The following is a 20,652-nucleotide window of genomic DNA, read 5'->3' on the forward strand; positions in this document are numbered from 1 at the left end:
ACCAAGGAGAATATAATGGACATCGGAATCGGACTCATCGCCATCGGCGCCGCCCTCGCGGTAGGCATCTCGGCACTGGCAACCGGACTGGCTCAAGCCCGTATCGGGGCCGCAGCCATGGGCGCCATCGCCGAGAAGCCAGAACTTGCCGGGAGGGCTATTCTGCTCGTCGCCATCCCGGAGACCCTCGTCATCCTAGGCTTTGCGGTGGCTGCAATGGTCATCCTTCTGTTGCCGGTCTAATGCCGCTTAGTGACCTGCTCAAGGCCATTCAGGCCGAAGCCGACGACGAGATCGCGGCGGACCGCCGGACAGTTCAGGCTGAGGCGGACGCGGTGGTCGCCGAGGCATCGGTGAAAGCCGCGGCCCTGGAGCGGGAGCTTGAGGTCCAGGCCGGGGCCGAGGCGCGGGTCGAGGCCGGACGGCGGCTTGCCGCCGCCCGGCTTGCCGCCGCCGCCCGCGTTCGTTCAGCGCGCGAGGACGCCTTCCTCGCGCTGCGCACGGAACTCGTCAGCGGACTACGCGCCACGCGTGACACGCGCAGCTATCCGGAGTTGCTGGCGCAGCTCATCCGCGGGGCGATGGAAGCACTCCCCGACACGACGCGGCTTCGAATCGACCCCCGCGATGCGGAGCTTGCCCTGGAGCAGGTGGCGGACATCGTTCCCGCCGTAACACTCGACCCGAGCCTGCAGACGTGGGGTGGAGTCGAAGCGGTCAACGCCGGCGGCCGCAGCGTCGTCAATACTCTTGAACAGCGCCTCGCGGATGCCGAATCCCGCCTTCGGATTTTTTTCGCACGGGCCATCGTCAACACGGGCGAGGAGCACCGCCGATGACTATTCTGCGAGCCCGTCCCCGGTTCGAATACGGAAACACCCGTCTACGGGTCCGCCGACTTGACCGGATGGGCGAGAAGCAACTGACCGAGTTGATGGGACGTGACGTTGATGGACTCCTCGGTGCCCTCGCCTCCACCGCGCTGCGCACAGAGGCTGAAGCCGCGCTCGCCCGCGGCGGCGGTGTGCGGCGGTTGAATGCCGCCCTCCGGGCACACGAAGCCCGCGAACTCGAAGTCATGCGCGGGTTCTACGGTGACGCCGCACGATCGCTGGTGGACCTTCTGCTGGCGCGATTTGACCTGCACAATCTGCTCGTTCTGCTGCGCGGTGTGCTGCGACGCGCAGACGAGGAGCAGGTGCTCGAGGACATCATTCCCGTAGGAGCCTTCACCGATGTCCTCGCCCGTGAAATCGTTCGTCAGCATGAGCCGGCTGCTGCTCTCGCGCTGCTGGCGGGCTGGGAATTGCCGGACCCCGTCACTGCGCGCGCCACGGTGAATGCCTTCGCCGCCTATGAGCGTGATGCCAACCTCGGTCACTTCGAGAGTGCAGTCATCGCCGCCCACACGGGACGGATTATTCGCGAACTCGACCACCTCGGCTCCGTTGCGGCGGACCTCCGCGCGTCACTCGCCCGCAGCGTCGACGAAACCAACGTGATGGCGCTGCTTCGACTTCGTTCCGCACTATCCGGGCGCGAATTGGACACGCTGCCCGGCGTCGCGCCGTGGTCACCGGGCGGCAGCATCGCCACGTCCGCACTGGAGTCCGCATTGAGGCAAGTCGCAGACACCGAGACCGCGTCAATTCTCTCCGCTTCGGCCCGCTACCTCCGCACACCGCTGGAAGCCTGGTCGCGTGACCATGATCTGGCCGCGGCGCAGCGTGTGCTGGAACAACGCCGGGTGGTGGACCAAATCTCGCTGTTTCGACGGGGGGACCCCATGGGAATCGCCATGCCGATCGCCTATGTTGCCGAGTTGGAGCTTGAGACGCGGAACCTGCGCGTGCTGGCCCAGGGTGCTGCGCTCAGAACCTCGCCCGATGATCTCGGGAAGCAGCTTCTCCTGCCGGAAGCCCGACCATGACCACCGCGAAGCCGGACGTGCGTTCCCGTGTGCTTATCGTCACGATCGATGAATTGGCTGTCGGGTACCGTCTCGCCGGTGCCGATGTCCTGGTGGTGGCCGATGCCGGGGCCGCCGGTGCGAAGCTCATTGAACTCCTCAACGCCGGCGAAGAGGTGGGTGTCATCGCTGTCCACGAGCCGTACTTCACGGCCCTGGACCCGCCGCTGCTCCGGCGTCTGGAAAGAACCCTGCCCCCACTGGTAGTGGCGCTCCCCGCCGGGGAGTTGCTGCAGGGCGACTCCGGCCGGCGGGAACGGCTCCTCCAGAGGCTGTGGCAAGCAGTCGGCTATGAAATCACATTCGATTCGGAAGGCCCGAAATGAGTACACAGATTCTTACCAGTGCCGGAACCCTGTGGCGGGTGGCCGGCCCCGTGGCCGAGGCGACCGGTCTCCACGCCCGGCTCTACGACGTCGTGCTCGTCGGCACGGCACGACTCCCCGGCGAGGTGATTCGGATCGACGGTGATCGATGCGTGATCCAGGTGTATGAGGACACGGCAGGCCTCGCTGTGGGGGAACCTGTTGTGGGCACCGGCAGACCGCTCCAGGTCGAGTTGGGACCGGGGCTGCTCGGGCAGATCCTCGACGGAACGCAACGGCCGCTGCCGGTGCTCGCCCGCGTCGGGGATGACCCCTATGCCGTCGCGACCATCGCGCGCGGCGCGCGGGCAGCGGCGTTGGACCGCGAGCGCAGGTGGGACTTCTCGCCGGCGGTTCGCAATGGTGATCAGGTGGGGCCCGGAGACCTTCTCGGCACTGTCCCGGATGCGGTCATCCCGCACCGTGTCCTCGTCCCGCCGGGGGTGAGCGGTATCGTTCGAAACCTGCGCACGGGAGAACTGCTTGTCACCGACCCGGTCGCAAGCGTCGGCGACGCGGAAGTGGCGATGTTGCAGTACTGGCCGGTGCGGACGGCGCGGCCAGCATCGGAGCGACTCGCTCTCGACGTCCCTCTCGTCACCGGCCAGCGCATCATCGACACCCTGTTCCCCATCGCGCGCGGGGGAGCCGCGGCGATCCCGGGTGGGTTCGGCACCGGCAAAACCGTCCTCGAACAATCGCTGGCGAAGTGGTCCACAGCGGATGTGGTGATCTATATCGGCTGCGGGGAACGCGGTAACGAGTTGGCCGAGGTTCTCGAGGAGTTTCCGGCCCTGGTGGATCCCCGCACGGGCACATCGCTGATGCAACGAACGGTGCTGATCGCGAACACGTCGAACATGCCCGTCGCTGCCCGCGAGGCGAGCATCTACACGGGCATCACCATCGCGGAGTTCTTCCGGGACCAAGGCCTGCACGTCGCGCTGATGGCAGACAGCACCAGCCGCTGGGGCGAGGCCCTCAGGGAGGTTTCCAGCCGTTTGGAGGAGATGCCGGCGGAAGAGGGATACCCGGCGTACCTCGCCACGCGTCTGGCCGAATTCTATGAAAGGGCGGGGGCCGTGCGCTGCCTCGGCCAGGAGAACCGGACAGGTTCCGTCACGGTCGTCGGTGCGGTCTCGCCGGCTGGCGGAGACTTCTCGGAACCCATCACCCAGCACAGTCTGCGGTTGGCGGGAACTTTCTGGGCCCTCGACACCACGCTGGCGAGGCGGCGCCATTTTCCGTCGATCAACTGGACTCGCAGCTACACCCTCTACGACCTCGACGGATGGTTCGCCGAGGCGGTCTCCGCGGACTGGCCCGAGCTGCGTGCCTGGGCCCTGGACCTGCTGCAACGCGAGACGTCGCTGCTTGAGATCGTGCAACTGCTCGGAGCGGACGCCCTCGCCGCACCACAGCGCGTGGTGCTCACCACCGGGCGGCTGCTGCGGGAAGACTTTCTGCAGCAGTCCGCGTTCGATGAGGACGACGCATCCTGTCCGCTCGCCAAGCAGCACACGATGCTCACCGTGATTCACGCGGCGGACGCAGCGCTCGCAGTGGCGGTGGAGCGGGGGGTGACGCCGGACACCGCGTCGGCTGTAGCGTCGCTGCTCGAGATCGGGCGCATGCGCACCTGGCCCGAGGCCGACATGGCACATCGCTCGCATGACCTGATCGCCCGCATCCGCACAGAACTCGAGGAACTTCGATGACATCCCTATCGCCGGACGCCGGCCCCACCACCAAGCTCTCCGTCGACCATCGAACGGTGGCGTACGTCTCCGGACCCCTTCTCATCGCCGACCAGGTGCACGGCGTCGGGTACGACGAACTGGTCGACGTCATCGACCCCGACGGCGGCACACGACGGGGTCGGGTCCTTGAGGTGCACGGCGAGAAGATGGTCGTTCAGGTGCTCGAGGGCACCCGGGGTCTCGACCGTCGGGATACCGTCATTCGGACCCGGGGTGCATTCGCCCGGCTGCCCGTCGGGCCCGGCCTCATCGGGCGGATCCTCGACGGCGCCGGCGTGCCCATCGACGGCGGCCCGCCGCTGCTCGCGGTGGCCGAGCACGACGTGAACGGTGCCCCGATGAATCCGGCCGTGCGTGATCACCCCTCTGAGTTCATCGAGACCGGTATTTCCGCGATCGATGGTCTCAATACCCTGGTCCGCGGCCAGAAACTTCCGATCTTCTCCGGCTTCGGCCTGCCCGCCAATGAGTTGGCAGCGCAGATCGCCGCAAATGCGAGGGTAGTCGGCAGTGACGAGGATTTCGTCGTCGTCTTCGCTGCGATGGGGGTCACGCAACGCGAGGCAGCCTACTTCCGTGGCCAGTTCGCCGATAGTGCCGCCCTCGAACGCACGGTGCTTTTTCTGAACCTCGCCGACGACCCGACGGTCGAGCGGCTGCTGACCCCACGCGCAGCCCTGACGGCCGCCGAGTACCTCGCGTGGGAGGAGGACCGCCATGTGTTGGTGATCCTCACCGATATCACCAACTACTGCGAGGCACTTCGTGAGGTCGCCGCGGCCCGCGAGGAGATTCCCGGCAGGCGCGGTTATCCGGGCTACATGTACACCGACCTGGCGTCGTTGTTCGAGCGGGCCGGCCGGATGCGTGGCCGCAAGGGCTCTGTCACCCAGCTGATGATCCTTTCGATGCCCGACGACGATATCAGCCACCCCATTCCCGATCTGACGGGCTATATCACCGAAGGGCAGATCGTCCTGTCGCGGGACCTCAACCGGCGCGGCATCAGCCCGCCCATCGACGTCCTGCCGTCGCTGAGCCGGCTCATGAACGCGGGCATCGGCGCGGGACGTACGCGCGAGGATCATGGCGCAGTGGCTGACCAGCTTTATGCCTGCTTCGCGCGCGGGCGCGAACTGCGCCAGCTCTCCTCGATCGTCGGCGAGGCGGCCCTGTCGGTTGAGGACCGGCGTTTTCTGGCGTTCGCCGAAGACTTCGAGCAGCGCTTTGTCGGCCAGTCCGGAGTCTCACGCACACTCGTCGAGACTCTTGACCGGGCATGGGAGCTGCTGGCATGCTTCCCCGCCGCCGAGCTGAAGCGGGTCAGACCAGATCTGCTCGAGCGATACCACCACTATCAGGAGGAGCAGGCGAAAACGTCATGAGCACCGTTACGGAACACTCATCGGCAGACTGGCACGGCCGCGAAGTCACGGCTGTCACAGCGGAGCTGGGGACCAATGCGACGGTCGGCCTCGACGAACAGGTGGCAATCGGGCGCCTGGGCGAGTTCGGCTACAACGAACTCGAGGAGCGTGCTGGCCGGTCGGTCTGGAAAATTCTGTGGGAGCAGGTGTCGTCGATTCTGATCGTGATCCTGGTTGTGGCCGCCGGCCTGGCAGCTGCGCTGGGAAAGGCTATCGACGCCTCAGCGATTCTTGCCATCGTCGTTCTGTTCGTCGTACTCGGTGTCGTCCAGGAGTACCGGGCCCAGAAAGCGATTGCCGCACTGAAACAGATGGCAGCGCCGCTCGTGCGCGTGGTGCGCGATGGGCAGGTCCGCGAGCTCTCGGCCCGCGAACTCGTGCCCGGCGATCTTGTGCGCCTCGAGACTGGATCCGTGATTCCGGCAGACGTGCGTATCGTTGAAAGCGTGAATCTGCGCACCCAGGAGGCCGCGCTGACGGGTGAATCCGAACCGGTGGACAAGACCGTCGTCGCTATTCACGGCGTTGACATTCCGCTCGGAGATCGAACCAATCTGGCCTTTCTTGGCACCTCGGTGACCTACGGGCGCGGCTCTGCTGTGGTCGTCGCGACCGGAATGACGACCGAGCTGGGACGCATCGCCGATTTGATCCAGGACGTTGCGCAGGAACCGACCTTGCTGCAGAAGCGCCTGGACAAGCTCGCGAAGCTCCTTGCTGCTGTTGCCGTCGTCATCGCCGTCATCGTCTTCCTGAGCGGCCTCATCCGCGGGGAGGAGACATCACTGATCCTTCTCACAGCAGTCTCGCTCGCCGTCGCAATCGTCCCGGAAGGGCTTCCTGCCGTGCTGACCTTCACGCTGGCCCTCGGCGCCCAACGGATGCTCGTGCGCCGGGCGTTGGTGCGGCGGCTCGCCGCGGTAGAGACACTCGGCTCGGTCACCGTCATCTGCTCGGACAAGACCGGCACGTTGACCGAGAACCGGATGACGGTGACGGTGCTTGAGACACCGCACGGGAGCTTCGACTTGGCCGCGGGCAAAACCCCCGAACTGAACGATGACGCTCACGTTCTGCTCGCCGCGGCAGCCCTTTGCAACGACGCGGTCCTTGACCGGCGGTCCGGACACCCTGAAGCCGTCGGCGATCCGACGGAGGGCGCCCTCGTTATCGCGGCGGATCGCTTCGCCCTGCGGAAGGAAGATCTCGACTCGGGGCTGCCGCGCGTCGGCGAAGTTCCTTTCGACTCAACCCGAAAACGCATGACGACGATGCACGGCACACCTCAGGGTGGTTCCGGCGTTCTGGACATGCTGGTGACGGTTGCCGACGGCGCACCATTGCTCGCCGTCGTCAAAGGCGCCGGCGACGGAATACCGGACCTCTGCAACCGGATCGTGCACGACGGCGGTATCCGCCTGTTGGACGACGCCGCTCGACGGCGCCTCCACTCCTCGATCGAGCGGATGGCCGAAAACGGCCTGCGGGTTCTTGCCGTCGCCGCCCGCGGCCTCACGGACGTTCCATCCGACGGGCAGGCCGAGGAGGTGGAGCGGGATCTCGTGCTGCTCGGGTTGGTCGGGATGGTCGATCCACCCCGCTCGGAAGCCCGTGACGCGATCGCGCGCTGCGCGACGGCAGGAATACGCCCGATAATGATCACCGGCGACCATCCGCGTACGGCGCGTGCCATCGCCGTCGATCTCGGCATGGCCGCACCGGACAGCCCCACCCTGACGGGTCGCGAGCTTGAGCAGATGGACAGCGACGCGCTGCGCGCCGCAGTGCGCATCACCTCCGTCTTCGCGCGTGTGTCACCTGAGCACAAGCTGCGCATTGTCGAGGCTCTGCAGGCCAACGGCGAAGTCGTGGCCATGACCGGAGACGGGGTCAATGACGCGCCAGCGCTCAAAAAAGCGGACATCGGTGTGGCCATGGGATCGGGAACCGATGTCGCCAAAGAGGCCGCCGAGGTTGTCCTGCTTGATGACAACTTTGCCACTATCGTGGCCGCCGTTGAGGAGGGGCGCGTGGTCTACGATAACGTGCGCCGTTTTGTAGGATTTTCGATTTCCGGAAACTTTGCCAAAGTGCTGATCGTGGCGATTCCGCCGCTCTTCGGCTTGCCGCTCTATCTGCTCCCCATCATGATTCTGTGGTCCAACCTGCTGACGGATGGTCTGCTGGGGCTCGGGATGGGCGTCGAGAAGGCCGAGCGCGACACGATGCGCCGCCCGCCCTACTCGCCGACGGAAAGTATCCTCAGTCGCGGCATCGGGATCCAGATCGCCTGGCTGGGTCCGGTGATCGGGGTGGCCCTCATTGCAGTCGGTTGGGCTGTCTGGAACAACTCAGGCGGTGGTGGTGGCTCGATCACCCCCGAAGCCGAGGCCCTGCTCGCCACCATCGTGTTCACGAGCCTCGCCTTCATCCAACTCGCCCGGGCCCTTGCCAGCCGCTCGTTCGTCGAGCCGGTCTGGCGGACAGGGCTGCGCGGCAACAGGGTTCTGGTGGGCATGATTCTTGTCGCGCTCGTCCTGCAGCTCGGCGTGGTCTACCTGCCGTTCGCCCAGGACATCTTCGGTACCGTGCCGCTCAGCCCGGCCGAACTGGCGGCCGGCGTCCTTCTCGCGTTGGGTCTTCTCGGACTGATGGAGGCCGACAAGGCGCTCAGGCGGCGCGCTGCGCGCATGAGTCAGCGCACACCGGGTTAGGCCGTGACGCGTCGCTATCTAACCGGCGGGCCACCACCGACCCGGAAACTCCCGCCAGCAGAGGGAAGCCGCGGCCCGAAGGCCCGCCTATTTCAGGAAGCGCGACGTCCGGCGGTCTACCAGAATCTTTCCCTTGGTCTGGCAACCCGGGCAGTACTGCAGGGCGGTGTCAGCAAATGACACCTCGCGGATGGTGTCGCCGCAGACCGGGCACGCGTCGCCGGTCCGGCCGTGGACCCGCAGGTGACTCCGTTTGGTGTCCTTGAGCTCGTGCGGCGCCTTGCCCCGGGCATCCTGCAGGGCTGTCCCAAGAATTTCATGGATGGCGTCGAAGAGGAGCCCCACCGCGTCCCGGTCCAGGGATTTGGCGACGGCGAAAGGTGACGTCCTTGCCGCGTGCAGGATCTCGTCGCTGTAGGCGTTCCCAATGCCGGCAATCACGCTCTGGCTCCGCAGGAGACCCTTGACCTGCTGGGAACTGGACCCCAGGATCCGCGCCAGGGCATCGACGTCGAACCCGGGGCTGAACGGATCCGGTCCGAGGGCCGCGATTCCGGGAATGTCGTGCGGGTCCCGGACCACATAGACCGCCAGGCTCTTTTTCGTACCGGCCTCCGTCAGATCGAAGTCGAGCGGGCCGGTACCACTGGAAAACGACAGCCGCGCCGCGATGTGGCCCTTACCGAGTTTCAGCGGGGTCCCGGTGGGCGCGTCGGTGAAGCGTACCCAGCCGGCCCGCGCCAGGTGGAAGACAAAATACAGCCCGTCGGTTTCCAGACAGACGAATTTCCCGAAGCGGCGCACCCCGGTCACGGTCCTGCCCTCAAGGTCTGAGAAGGGCGGATCCGCCGTCTTGAGTACCGCGAACGAGACAATCTGGATCGTCGTCACAACGGTTCCAAGCAGCTGTCCGCGCAGAAAATCCGTCAGGGCCGCCACTTCCGGAAGCTCGGGCATTACCTGGCCGCTACCGGCTCTGCCAACCGGGTCCGGGCGTCCCGCCACGGGAAGTTACCGGTGCTGATTCCGTCATTGCACCATCATGGCAGAGGCCTCCCGGGCCCGGCCGGATATGCCTATACTTTCAGCGGCGGACAGAACAGTAAACCGCCGTCGACATTTGGTGTTTGACCCGAGGAAAGGCCCGTCATGAGCAACATTCCCGAAGAACTGTCCTACACCGCAGAACACGAGTGGGTTTCGGCGCCGAACGCCGACGGAGTGGTGCGCGTGGGCATCACAGACTTCGCCCAGGACGCCCTCGGGGACGTCGTCTACGCCCAGATGCCCGAAGCGGGCACCACGATCACGGCCAACGCCGTCGTCGGCGAGGTCGAATCCACCAAAAGCGTCAGTGACATTTATGCCCCCGTTTCGGGGGAAGTGGTGGCCCGCAACGAGGCGCTGGACACGGACTCGGCCCTGATCAATTCCGATCCGTACGGCGAAGGCTGGCTGCTCGAAATCAGGCTTGCAGAGGCCGGTGCGGTCGACTCGCTGCTCAGCGCGGCGGAGTACGGACAGCAGGTAGGCTAAAGGGACATGACCTTCGGAGCGGGTTGTTGGGAACATCACCCACACAACGCCGCCGGGGGGCTGTAGGCCGGATCTGCCAGGCTTTTCCGGACGGCATGCGTTGTTTGCGGGGGGACACCTGCAACGAATGAGGAGGACTCAATGTTTGGGCACGAACGGAACGACACCGGTGATGGTTATGGCGCGGGTGGAGTGAAAGCTTCGGAGACCACGTCGATCAACCTCACACCGGTGCGCGACGAACCCACCATCACGCCGAAGCTCTCCCTCGAGGAGCGGGCGGCCGTTGAGGCACTTCCCTATGGCTCCGCCCTGCTGGTGGCGCACAGTGGACCCAACACCGGCGCACGCTTCCTGCTGGACTCGGACGTCACGTCGGCGGGTCGGCACCCGGACGCCGACATCTTCCTTGACGACGTCACGGTCTCGCGCCGGCACGTCGAGTTCCGCCGCACGGCGCGCAGCTTCGAAGTCGTGGACACCGGAAGCCTGAACGGAACCTACGTGAACCATGACCGCGTCGACGCCGTGGAGCTGAAGTCCGGCAACGAGGTGCAGATCGGGAAGTTCCGCCTCACCTTCTACCTGAGCCCTGCCCGCGCAGCAGGCAACGTCTGATTCCGGGGTAGCTGCCTGTGGCCATGGCACATGCGGAACGGCGCGGACCCCAGATTCTGAACATCGGGGAAGTCCTGGCTCAGTTGAGCGACGATTTCCCCACGATGACGGCGTCGAAAATCCGGTTCCTTGAAGAAAAGGGGCTCATCAATCCGCAGCGGACCCCGGCCGGTTACCGGCAGTACGCGGAGAACGACGTCGAGCGGCTCCGGTTTGTGCTGTCCCTCCAGCGCGACCAGTACCTGCCGCTGAAGGTCATCAAGGACTACCTCGACGCGATCGACCGCGGCGATCGCCCCGAGAACCTGCCTGCCGGCGTCACGGTGTCCCCGCGGATCGTCTCCGCCGGACTCGCGGCCGAACTGCAGAACAGGGTGCGCCAGCTCAGCGAGGAGCAGCTCCGGACCGAGTCCGGCGCGAGCGTTCCGCTGCTCCAGTCGCTGCTGAGCTTCGGCCTGATCGGGCACGTCAACGGCACCTTCGACGAGCATGCCCTCCAGGTGGCCCGCGCCTGCGTGCAGCTTGAGAGCCACGGCCTGGAGCCGCGGCACCTGCGGCCGTTCCAAGCCGCTGCCGAGCGTGAGTTCGGCCTCGTGGAGCGCGCAGTGGCCACCCTGACCTCACGCAAGGATGCGGCCTCGCACGCCCGCGCCGCCGAAGCTGCGCGGGAAATCAGTGACCTCTGCCTCACCCTGCACCGCGCCCTGGTCCAGGACCGCATCGCGAGGATGGACATCTGATGATCGAGGTGGAGATCGTGGGCGTGCGGATTGAGCTGCCGTCCAACCAGCCGCTCGTCCTGCTTAAGGAAATGCGCGGTGAGCGGCATGTGCCGATCTGGATCGGCACCCCGGAGGCCAGCGCCATCGCCCTGGCACAGCAGGGCGTCGTCCCGCCCCGCCCGATGACCCACGATCTGCTCGTTGACGTCGTCGAATCCCTGGGCCACACCATCGTCAGCGTCAACATCGTGGCGGTGGAGGACAACATCTTCTACGGCCAGCTCCAGTTCGAGAACGGCACCACCGTCAGCTCCCGCGCCTCCGACGCCCTGGCGCTTGCCCTGCGGGCAAAGTGCCGGATCTGGTGCGCCGACGCCGTCATGGACGAGGCGGGCGTCAGGATCACCGAACACGACGAGGGGGAGGATACCCACCCAGGCCCGGCCGTCGATGAAGAAGGCGAGCTGCGGCGCTTCCGGGAGTTCCTCGACGACGTCGAACCGGACGATTTCGCCGGCTGAGGTCACGTTAAGGTTAAAGTCGAGGATGAAAGTTTCGACACGCCTGCCGAATAGCCCGAACGTCTTTGACCTTGAGCCCCCGCAGGCCTAACGTCGGAGTTAAAGGTTTCCATTGCATACGACAGCCGCTGCGGCCACACTGGAAAGTGCGGCCCGGCCGAATCACACGGTTGAAATTTTATCCGCCGAAGGTTCGATTCGCTAGAGATAGCCAGCTGTTGCTGCAACTTCCGCAGGGGAGCCACGACAAGGAGGATCCACGTGAGTCCGGAAGGCGAAGCAGGAGAGCTCAAGCCCTTGACGGCCGGTGTGGCCGTGCCCGCCAGCGGCGCCCAGGGCCTGCTGTTCACCGAGGATCTCCCCGTCCTGGATGAGGACGCGGGCTATCGCGGACCCACCGCCTGCAAGGCAGCCGGGATCACCTACCGCCAGTTGGACTACTGGGCACGCACCGGACTTGTGGAGCCCGCCGTGCGCGGCGCCGCCGGCTCAGGTTCCCAGCGGCTCTACGGCTTCCGCGACATCCTGGTCCTCAAGGTCGTCAAGCGGCTGCTGGACACGGGCGTATCGCTCCAGCAGATCCGCACCGCCGTCGAGCATCTTCGGGAGCGCGGTGTTGAGGATCTCGCCCAGATCACCCTTATGAGTGACGGCGCCAGCGTCTACGAGTGTACCTCTGCCGACGAGGTCATCGACCTCGTCCAGGGCGGACAGGGTGTCTTCGGCATCGCGGTGGGCCGGGTCTGGCGCGAAGTGGAGGGCAGCCTAGCGGCTCTTCCCAGCGAGCATGTGCGGGACCAGTCCTTCCCCGGCGACGAACTCAGTAAACGCCGGGAGGCCCGCAAGATCGGCTAGGCTCCCACCCCACCGTCCCTCAACATACAACGCGGGGTCACTTAGCGCCCATCACGATGTGCTGGATGGGCGCTAAGTGACCCCGCGTTGTTTTCGTTGGGCGGAGTCCCGGTGTGAGGCTGGGAGGTTTGCTAGCGCCTGCCGTGGTCCCGGACTGCGCCGGCGGGCTGCCTGCCCTCGGCGGCCAGCAGATTCGCGAGCAGCGAGTCGAACAAGGCCGCGGCGTTTCTGGCGGACTCGCCCGGCCAATGGTGGATTGAGTGGGCGGCGCCCTGGATCTGCTGCCAGTTGGCCTGCTCGGGAATGTGCGGTGCGAGCAGCAGTTCACCGAACATGGACTGCATTTCGGCGAGCCGGAAGGTGTGTTCGGCGGAGCCGCTGCGCACCCGGTTGGCGATAATGCCCGCGGGGGAGAGGTTAGGGGCGAATTCGCCGCGGAAGAGTTGGATGGCACGCAGCGTGCGTTCCGTGCCTGCGACGGAGAACAGCCCGGGCTCGGCGACGAGGATCACTTTGTCGCTCGCTGACCAGGCCATCCGGGTGAGCCCGTTGAGCGAGGGCGGGCAGTCTATGAGGACCAGCTCGTACTTCTCCGCGCCGGCAAGCACCGCGGAGAGGCGGCGCAGATCGCGGCGGCCGAGGTCCGGGCGGTCGTAGATGCCGGTGTAGGCGGAGCCGACTGCCACATCCAGGGTGGCGGCTGACTGGCCGCCGGGTGCCTTGCCGTTGGCGCGTTCCACCCAGCCGCTGGGAACGACGTTGTCTGCGAGGCGGGCACGACGGGGAGCCTTGAGCATCCGGCCGATATCGAGATGCTCGCCCGGCCGGACCCCGAGGGCCGTGCTCGCATCCGCGTGCGGGTCAAGGTCGACGACGAGGGTGGGAATGCCGGCGGCCAATGCCGCAGACGCCAGTCCTGTGGTCACCGATGTCTTGCCGACACCGCCTTTGAGGCTGCTGATGCTGACTACTTGCACTTGAAAAACCAATACCTAACGCCGGTTGCCGGGACGGGGTCCTGCCGGCTCCTGCGTACTCCGGAGCCGGGGCGTGCATGCGCCACCCACCTCCTCATCATATGTTGACGCTCCGCCGATACCTGCCTCATCGGGCCCGGGGCGGCAGATCATGCCCACTCTTCGCCGGCCACCGGCGACCCGCGCCCACCCCTGCCCACCGCCCGCGACCCTGGGCGCACCATCGCCCGCGACCCTGGCCGCACCACAGGCCGCACCACGGCCCGCACCACAGGCCGCACCACGGCCCGCACCGCTACGCTGGCCCGTGGAGTGCCGCGATCCGGCCAGGGCCCGCATCCGTGACGCGCGGTGCTGTGACCGTGACCACAATGATTTGTATTTGCCCACGCCGGTCTTAGACACTGTGAGCACTTACCGATACGCCCGCAAAGTTGCAGGAGAAGCATGTTTTCGAAGATTCTGGTGGCCAACCGCGGTGAAATCGCGATCCGTGCCTTCCGCGCCGGGTACGAGCTTGGCGCCAAGACTGTAGCCGTGTTCCCGAACGAGGACCGCAATTCGATCCACCGCCAGAAGGCCGATGAGGCGTATCTGATCGGTGACGAGGGGCACCCCGTCCGGGCCTATCTCGACGTCGACGAGGTGGTGCGCGTCGCCAAGGAATCCGGGGCCGACGCCATCTACCCCGGCTACGGCTTCCTCTCCGAGAACCCCCGTCTGGCCCGGGCCGCCGCAGACGCCGGCATCACCTTCGTGGGTCCTCCCGCCGAGGTCCTGGAACTGGCCGGCAACAAGGTCGCCGCCCTCGCGGCAGCCCGCAAGGCCGGCGTCCCCGTACTCAATTCCAGCCAGCCGTCGAAAGACGTCGATGAGCTCATCGCCGCCGCGGACCGGATCGGCTTTCCCATTTTCGCCAAGGCCGTCGCCGGCGGCGGCGGGCGCGGCATGCGCCGGGTTGACACCCGCGAGGCGCTGCCCGAGGCCCTGCAGGCAGCCATGCGCGAGGCCGACGCCGCCTTCGGTGACCCCACCATGTTCCTGGAGCAGGCAGTGCTGCGCCCCCGCCACATCGAGGTCCAGATCCTGGCCGATGCCGAGGGCAACGTGATGCACCTCTTCGAGCGCGACTGTTCCATCCAGCGCCGCCACCAGAAGGTCATCGAGATTGCCCCGGCCCCGAACCTTGACGAAGGTATCCGCCAGGCGCTGTACCGCGACGCCGTGAAGTTTGCCAAGGCACTGAACTATGTCAATGCCGGCACCGTGGAGTTCCTTGTCGACACCGTGGGGGAGCGCGCCGGCCAGCACGTCTTCATCGAAATGAACCCCCGCATCCAGGTCGAACACACCGTGACCGAAGAAGTCACCGACGTCGACCTCGTCCAGGCCCAGCTGCGCATCGCCGCCGGCGAGACCCTCGCGGACCTGGGCCTCTCGCAGGAGACCGTCCAGCTTAAGGGTGCTGCCCTGCAGTGCCGCATCACCTCCGAGGACCCGGCCAACGGTTTCCGGCCCGACGTCGGCAAGATCACCGGCTACCGTTCCGCCGGCGGCGCCGGCGTCCGGCTCGACGGCGGCACCGTCTATTCGGGTGCCGAGATCAGCCCGCACTTCGACTCTATGCTGGTCAAGCTGACCTGCCGCGGCCGCGACTACCCGGCCGCAGTGGCCCGCGCCCGCCGCGCCCTCGCCGAGTTCCGCATCCGCGGCGTGTCCACCAACATCTCCTTCCTCCAGGCTGTACTGGACGATGCGGACTTCGTCGCCGGCAACGTGGCCACCTCCTTCATCGACGAACGCCCCGAACTCCTCAAGGCGCGTGTCTCGGCCGACCGCGGCACCAAACTGCTGACCTGGCTCGCCGAGGTCACCGTCAACAAGCCCAACGGCGAGCTCACAGTACACAGCGACCCTGCCACCAAGCTTCCGGCCGTGGGCGACGCCGCGGCCGGGCCGGGTTCCCGCCAGCGGCTGCTGGAGCTGGGCCCGGAAGGCTTCGCGACGGCGCTGCGCGGGCAGAACGCCGTCGCGGTCACGGACACCACCTTCCGCGACGCCCACCAGTCGCTGCTGGCCACCCGCGTCCGCACCCGCGACCTTGTCGCGGCCGGCCCGGCCGTGTCCGGGCTGCTCCCGCAGCTGCTCTCCGTCGAGGCCTGGGGCGGCGCCACCTACGACGTTGCCCTGCGCTTCCTCGGTGAAGATCCCTGGGACAGGCTCGCCGCGCTGCGCAAGGCGCTGCCGAATGTCTGCCTGCAGATGCTCCTGCGCGGCCGCAACACCGTGGGCTACACGCCGTACCCCGAAGAGGTCACGGTGGCATTTGTCAACGAGGCCGCCGCCACCGGCATCGACATCTTCCGCATCTTCGATGCCCTCAACGACGTCAACCAGATGGCTCCGGCCATCCGCGCCGTCCGCGAGACCGGCACCGCCGTCGCCGAGGTGGCCCTGTGCTACACGGCGGATATGACGGATCCGGACGAAAAGCTGTACACCCTGGACTATTATCTGGAGCTGGCGCAGAAGATCGTCCATGCCGGGGCGCATATCCTGGCGATCAAGGACATGGCCGGGCTGCTGCGCCCCGCCGCTGCTGCCCGCCTTGTGACGGCCCTGCGTGAGCGGTTCGACCTGCCGGTCCACCTGCACACGCATGACACAGCAGGGGGCCAGCTGGCGACGCTGCTGGCAGCCGTGGACGCCGGCGTGGACGCCGTGGACGTGGCGTCGGCGTCGCTGGCCGGCACCACCAGCCAGCCCTCGGCCTCGGCGCTCGTGGCCGCGCTGGCCCACACCCCGCGCGACACCGGGCTGAGCCTGGCCAACGTCTGCGCCCTGGAACCGTACTGGGAGGCCGTCCGCCGCATGTACGCGCCGTTCGAATCCGGGCTGCCGGGCCCCACCGGCCGGGTCTACCAGCACGAAATCCCCGGCGGCCAGCTCTCCAACCTGCGCCAGCAGGCGATCGCGCTGGGCCTAGGCGAGCGTTTCGAGGCCATCGAGGACATGTACGCCGCGGCGGACCGCATCCTGGGCCGCCTGGTGAAGGTCACCCCGTCCTCCAAGGTGGTGGGTGACCTGGCCCTGCACCTTGTCGGACTCAACGCTGACCCGGCAGACTTCAATGAGAACCCGCAGAAGTATGACATCCCGGATTCCGTGATCGGCTTTCTGTCCGGTGAACTCGGCGATCCTCCCGGCGGCTGGCCCGAACCGTTCCGGACCAAGGCCCTGCAGGGACGGACCGTCAAGGTCCGCGACGTCGACCTCAGCGCCGAGGACAGCGCCGCGCTCCGGTCCGACTCCAAGACCCGGCAGCAGACCCTCAACCGGCTGCTCTTCCCCGGTCCCACCAAGGACTACCTGAAGACTGTGGAGTCCTACGGCAACCTCTCGGTGCTGGACACCCGCGACTACCTCTACGGCCTGCAGCGCGGCGCGGAGCACGAGATCGAGCTGGAGAAGGGCGTCCGCCTGATCGCTTCGCTCGAAGCCGTCTCCGAGCCGGACGAGAAGGGCATGCGCACCGTGATGTGCACGCTCAACGGCCAGTCGCGCCCGGTGGTGGTCCGCGACCGCGCCGTGGTCAGCAACGTCAAGGCGGCCGAGCGCGCCGATGCCTCCCAGCCCGGCCAGGTGGCCGCACCGTTTGCCGGCGCCGTCACCCTGACAGTCAAGGCCGGGGACACCGTCAAAGCCGGTGACACAGTTGCGACCATCGAGGCTATGAAGATGGAAGCCTCCATCACGACGCCGGTCGCGGGCACCGTCTCGCGGCTCGCCGTAGGCGCCATCGAACAGGTCCAGGGCGGGGATTTGCTGCTGGTCGTCGAGTAGCGGCAGCGCAGCAAAAGCAACGCGGGGTCACATACGGCCCATCAGGGACTCCCTGATGGGCCGTATGTGACCCCGCGTTGCTTTGTGTGTGTGGCCTAGTGCTGGACGGGGCGCGGGGTGCCGTACATCTCCTCGATCACGTTCTCGAAGTCCTTCATGACCTGGGAGCGCTTGACCTTCATCGACGGCGTGAGGTGCCCTGAGGCCTCGGTGAAGTCCGCCGGCACGATCCGGAACGACTTGATCGCCTCCGCCTGGGACACGGACTGGTTGGCGTGGTTGATGAGCTCCTGGACCGCGGCCTTGACCACCGGATTCCCGGTCGCTTCGGCGAGGGTGGTGGAAGCCGGCAGGCTGTGGCGGTGCAGCCAGCCCGGCAGGGCTTCCTCGTCGAGGGTGACCAGGGCGCCGATGAACGGGCGGTTGTCACCGACCACGAGTACCTGCGAGACGAGCGCGTCGGCGCGGATCTGGTCCTCGAGCAGCGCCGGTACGACGTTCTTGCCGCCGGCCGTGACGATGATTTCCTTCTTGCGGCCGGTGATGGTCAGGAAGCCCTGCTCATCGAGCTGCCCGATGTCGCCGGTGCGCAGCCAGCCATCCTGGAACGCCTCGGCGGAGAGGTCGTCGCGCTTGTAGTAGCCGCGCATGACGCAGACGCCCTTGGCGAGGATTTCGCCGTCGTCGGCAATCTTCACGGCATTGCCCGGAAGCGGCTTGCCGACCGTGCCGATCCTGATCCGCTCCGGCGTATTCACCGTGATCGGCGCCGTGGTTTCGGTCAGCCCGTAGCCCTCCAGGATCTGCATGCCGATGCCCTGGAAGAAATGGCCCAGCCGTTCGCCCAGCGGGCCGCCGCCGGATACCGCGTGCGCGACTTGGCCGCCCATGGCATCTCGGAGCTTGCCATAGACCAACTTGTCGAACAGGGTGTGCTTGAGCCTCAGGCCCAGGCCGACCTTGCCGGCCTGCCGGGTACGCGAGAACTCGATGGCGGTGTCCGCGGCGCGGTGGAAGATCGCGCCCTTGCCGCCGTCCTCGGCTTTGGTGAGCGCCGAGTTGTAGACCTTTTCGAACACGCGCGGCACGGCAAGGATGAACGTGGGTTTGTAGCTCTGCAGGTCCGGCAGCAGGTTCTTGATGTCCGGCGTGTGTGCGACTGTGACGCCGGCGGCCACGGCCAGCACGGAGATGTAGCGCGCAAAGACGTGGGCGAGGGGCAGGAACATGATGGTCCTGGCATTCTCGTGCACGATTCCGTTAAGCGATGTGGCCAGCGCGTTCTCCGAGAGCTCCACGAAGTTGCCGTGGGTCAGTTCGCAGCCCTTGGGCCGTCCGGTGGTACCGGAGGTGTAGATGATCGTGGCGATGTCCTTGAGGGACGCGTGGCTGCGGCGCGCCTCGAGTTCTTCGTTGCTGACAGTGGCACCGGCGGCCCTGACGTCATCCAGGCCGGTTCCTGAGAGCTGCCAGACGTTGGCGAGGGCGGTCAGGCCCTCGGACGCCGCGGCCTGCCGGATGATGTCCTCATGGTGGGCAGACTCGCCGAAGGCGGCCACCGCGCCGGAATCGCCGAGGTTCCAGGCGACCTGGGAGGGCGAGGACGTTTCATAGATGGGAACAGAGACGGCGCCGGCGAACCAGATCGCGAAGTCAATCAGCGCCCATTCGTACCGGGTGCGGGACATGATGCCCACCCTGTCGCCGGCGGCGACACCGCTGGCCATTAGCCCCTTGGCGAGAAGTGAAACATCGGCCAGGAAGTCGGTGGCCCGGACATCCTGCCACTGGCCGGCAGCGTCGAGTCGCGAGAACAGGGCAGGGTTGGTAGCCTTCGCGGCCTGGCGCAATACCAGGGCCGTGACATTTGATTCCGGTGGGACGTTGACCAGGGGCGGGACACTGATTTCTCGCACGATAGCTCCTTTGATATCCATTGACCCGCAAGGGGTTCAGCTAACACTAGTGCGTGGTCCTACCGCGAATGTGTTCCACAACACCTACTGGCGAGTAACTTTACGGCTCCGGGTGCCGGCGCGCCACTCCGGGCGGCCGACGCCGGAGCGGAATCGCCTGGCGAATAGACTTGGGGAACCATGCACACACCCACACCCGGACAGCAGCCCGGCCCGGACCGCAGGACGGCCGCCCGGCGCCGCAGGGCGTTCGCGGGTGCGGTCGGCGGAGTTCCGGGGCAAGGTTTCCGTGAGCATCTGCGGCTGGGCCGCAAGGGCCTGGCAATCGGCGTCGATATCGGCGGTACCAAGGTGGCGGCCGGCGTGGTGGACGCGGAGGGCCGGATCCTCAGCCAGGCCAGGCGCTCCACCCCGGGCAACGACCCGCGGGCGGTCGAACAGATCATCGTGGAACTTGTCGAGGAATTGGGCGAAGGTCACCGGATCTGGTCCGTCGGGATCGGCGCTGCCGGCTGGATGGATCTCGACGGCGGTACCGTGCTGTTCAGCCCGCACCTGGCCTGGCGCAATGAGCCGCTGAGGGACAACCTGCAGCGGATGCTGCACCGCCCTGTACTCCTGACCAACGACGCCGACGCCGCCGGCTGGGCGGAATGGCGTTTCGGTGCCGGCCGGGGCGAGAACCGGCTGGTCTGCATCACCCTGGGTACCGGCATCGGCGGCGCCATGGTGATGGACGGGCGGCTGGAGCGCGGCCGCTACGGGGTGGCGGGGGAATTCGGCCACCAGATCATCATGCCCGGCGGCCACCGCTGTGAATGCGGCAACCGGGGCTGCTGGGAACAGTACGCCTCCGGCAATGCCCTCGGCCGGGAGGCGCGCGAACTGGCCGCCGCCAACTCCCCGGTGGCGCAGGAACTGCTCAGGGCAGTGGACGGCCAAATGGACCGCATCACCGGCGCGATCGTCACCGGGCTGGCCAAGGCCGGGGATGCCACCTCACGTGAGCTGATCGAGGAGGTCGGCGAATGGTTAGGCCTGGGTCTCGCCAACCTTGCGGCCGCGCTGGATCCGGGCACCTTTGTGATCGGCGGCGGTTTGTGCGACGCCGGTGAACTGCTGGTCGCACCGGCGCGGAAAGCATTCGGCAGGAACCTGACCGGGCGCGGATTCCGGCCTGCGGCGCAGATCGAACTGGCAGCCCTCGGCCCCGACGCCGGCCTGATCGGCGCCGCGGACCTGTCCCGGGTCAGCAGGCGCATGCGCAGCTAATGGGTCTTTTTCGGGCTCTCCTGACAGAGATGTGGGTTCCGTTATCTCTGGTATGGGAGCTTGATTCTGACGGGTCCGCAGGCGAGCATGATCAGGGCGAGTGCGGCTTCGGGTGTGTGGAATCCGTAGGACCTGCGGGTCATCGTTCGGATCTTGT

17 protein-coding genes are annotated in these 20,652 nt (G+C 66.7%); 14 read left to right on the plus strand and 3 right to left on the minus strand.

Going from position 1 to position 20,652, the window contains the following annotated elements:
* Nucleotides 1–15 precede the first annotated feature (15 nt).
* The 7 genes from RCH07_RS11640 to RCH07_RS11670 are packed head-to-tail and all read left to right on the plus strand — an operon-like array spanning nucleotide 16 to nucleotide 8,235.
* Entirely contained in the window at nucleotides 16–243 is a 228-nt protein-coding gene (locus RCH07_RS11640) for a hypothetical protein (RefSeq protein ID WP_326967624.1), read from the plus strand.
* Nucleotides 243–839 carry a hypothetical protein gene (locus RCH07_RS11645; protein ID WP_326967625.1) on the plus strand — a complete coding sequence of 199 codons (597 nt, stop codon included), beginning with the start codon at nucleotides 243–245 and terminating at the stop codon, nucleotides 837–839. The genes RCH07_RS11640 and RCH07_RS11645 overlap by 1 nt, the downstream gene beginning before the upstream one ends.
* Entirely contained in the window at nucleotides 836–1,930 is a 1,095-nt protein-coding gene (locus tag RCH07_RS11650) for a V-type ATPase subunit (RefSeq protein WP_326967626.1), read from the plus strand. Before RCH07_RS11645 ends, RCH07_RS11650 begins: the two co-directional genes overlap by 4 nt.
* Nucleotides 1,927–2,295 (plus strand): V-type ATP synthase subunit F, encoded by a 369-nt coding sequence (locus tag RCH07_RS11655; RefSeq protein ID WP_326967627.1) that lies wholly within the window; start codon nucleotides 1,927–1,929, stop codon nucleotides 2,293–2,295. The genes RCH07_RS11650 and RCH07_RS11655 overlap by 4 nt, the downstream gene beginning before the upstream one ends.
* A complete protein-coding gene (locus tag RCH07_RS11660; RefSeq protein WP_326967628.1) occupies nucleotides 2,292–4,052 on the plus strand; it encodes a V-type ATP synthase subunit A in 1,761 nt (586 codons plus the stop codon). Before RCH07_RS11655 ends, RCH07_RS11660 begins: the two co-directional genes overlap by 4 nt.
* Nucleotides 4,049–5,479, plus strand: coding sequence for a V-type ATP synthase subunit B (locus RCH07_RS11665; RefSeq protein WP_326967629.1), 1,431 nt, complete (start codon nucleotides 4,049–4,051; stop codon nucleotides 5,477–5,479). Before RCH07_RS11660 ends, RCH07_RS11665 begins: the two co-directional genes overlap by 4 nt.
* Nucleotides 5,476–8,235: a cation-translocating P-type ATPase gene (locus RCH07_RS11670; RefSeq protein ID WP_326967630.1), complete on the plus strand. Its 2,760-nt coding sequence runs from the start codon at nucleotides 5,476–5,478 to the stop codon at nucleotides 8,233–8,235. Before RCH07_RS11665 ends, RCH07_RS11670 begins: the two co-directional genes overlap by 4 nt.
* An 87-nt stretch (nucleotides 8,236–8,322) precedes the next feature.
* Here RCH07_RS11670 and RCH07_RS11675 read toward each other — a convergent pair whose 3' ends face one another.
* Entirely contained in the window at nucleotides 8,323–9,192 is an 870-nt protein-coding gene (locus RCH07_RS11675; RefSeq protein WP_326967631.1) for an Fpg/Nei family DNA glycosylase, read from the minus strand.
* A gap of 192 nt (nucleotides 9,193–9,384) precedes the next feature.
* Between RCH07_RS11675 and gcvH the strand changes: the two genes are divergently transcribed.
* The 5 genes from gcvH to RCH07_RS11700 all read left to right on the plus strand — a co-directional run bounded on the left by gcvH (nucleotide 9,385) and on the right by RCH07_RS11700 (nucleotide 12,487).
* Nucleotides 9,385–9,771 carry a glycine cleavage system protein GcvH gene (gene gcvH / locus RCH07_RS11680; RefSeq protein ID WP_326967632.1) on the plus strand — a complete coding sequence of 129 codons (387 nt, stop codon included), beginning with the start codon at nucleotides 9,385–9,387 and terminating at the stop codon, nucleotides 9,769–9,771.
* Between the two features lie 141 nt (nucleotides 9,772–9,912).
* The gene (locus RCH07_RS11685) at nucleotides 9,913–10,389 is read left to right on the plus strand and encodes an FHA domain-containing protein (protein ID WP_326967633.1); all 477 of its coding nucleotides are present in this window, start codon (nucleotides 9,913–9,915) and stop codon (nucleotides 10,387–10,389) included.
* A 23-nt stretch (nucleotides 10,390–10,412) separates the two neighbouring features.
* Nucleotides 10,413–11,129, plus strand: coding sequence for a transcriptional regulator FtsR (ftsR, locus tag RCH07_RS11690; protein ID WP_326967634.1), 717 nt, complete (start codon nucleotides 10,413–10,415; stop codon nucleotides 11,127–11,129).
* Nucleotides 11,129–11,632, plus strand: a complete 504-nt coding sequence (locus RCH07_RS11695) for a bifunctional nuclease family protein (RefSeq protein ID WP_326967635.1) — start codon at nucleotides 11,129–11,131, stop codon at nucleotides 11,630–11,632. The genes ftsR and RCH07_RS11695 overlap by 1 nt, the downstream gene beginning before the upstream one ends.
* 261 nt (nucleotides 11,633–11,893) lie before the next feature.
* Complete coding sequence (locus RCH07_RS11700; protein ID WP_326967636.1) at nucleotides 11,894–12,487, plus strand: MerR family transcriptional regulator; 594 nt, start codon at nucleotides 11,894–11,896, stop codon at nucleotides 12,485–12,487.
* Between the two features lie 131 nt (nucleotides 12,488–12,618).
* Here the strand turns inward: RCH07_RS11700 and RCH07_RS11705 are convergent, their stop codons facing one another.
* Nucleotides 12,619–13,464, minus strand: a complete 846-nt coding sequence (locus RCH07_RS11705; protein WP_326967637.1) for a ParA family protein — start codon at nucleotides 13,462–13,464, stop codon at nucleotides 12,619–12,621.
* Nucleotides 13,465–13,911: 447 nt separating this feature from the next.
* On the opposite strand from RCH07_RS11705, the gene RCH07_RS11710 reads away from it, so the two are divergent.
* Nucleotides 13,912–17,307 (plus strand): pyruvate carboxylase, encoded by a 3,396-nt coding sequence (locus RCH07_RS11710; RefSeq protein ID WP_326967638.1) that lies wholly within the window; start codon nucleotides 13,912–13,914, stop codon nucleotides 17,305–17,307.
* Between the two features lie 95 nt (nucleotides 17,308–17,402).
* On the opposite strand, the gene RCH07_RS11715 is transcribed toward RCH07_RS11710, so the two are convergent.
* Nucleotides 17,403–19,223 carry an AMP-dependent synthetase/ligase gene (locus tag RCH07_RS11715; protein ID WP_326967639.1) on the minus strand — a complete coding sequence of 607 codons (1,821 nt, stop codon included), beginning with the start codon at nucleotides 19,221–19,223 and terminating at the stop codon, nucleotides 17,403–17,405.
* A gap of 180 nt (nucleotides 19,224–19,403) precedes the next feature.
* Here RCH07_RS11715 and RCH07_RS11720 point away from each other — a divergent pair, with 180 nt between their 5' ends.
* Entirely contained in the window at nucleotides 19,404–20,495 is a 1,092-nt protein-coding gene (locus RCH07_RS11720; RefSeq protein ID WP_326967640.1) for an ROK family glucokinase, read from the plus strand.
* The last annotated feature ends 157 nt before the right edge of the window (nucleotides 20,496–20,652 follow it).

Origin of the sequence: Arthrobacter sp. CG_A4 (genome assembly GCF_035985125.1) — a bacterium.
In the GTDB taxonomy this organism is placed as follows: domain Bacteria; phylum Actinomycetota; class Actinomycetes; order Actinomycetales; family Micrococcaceae; genus Arthrobacter.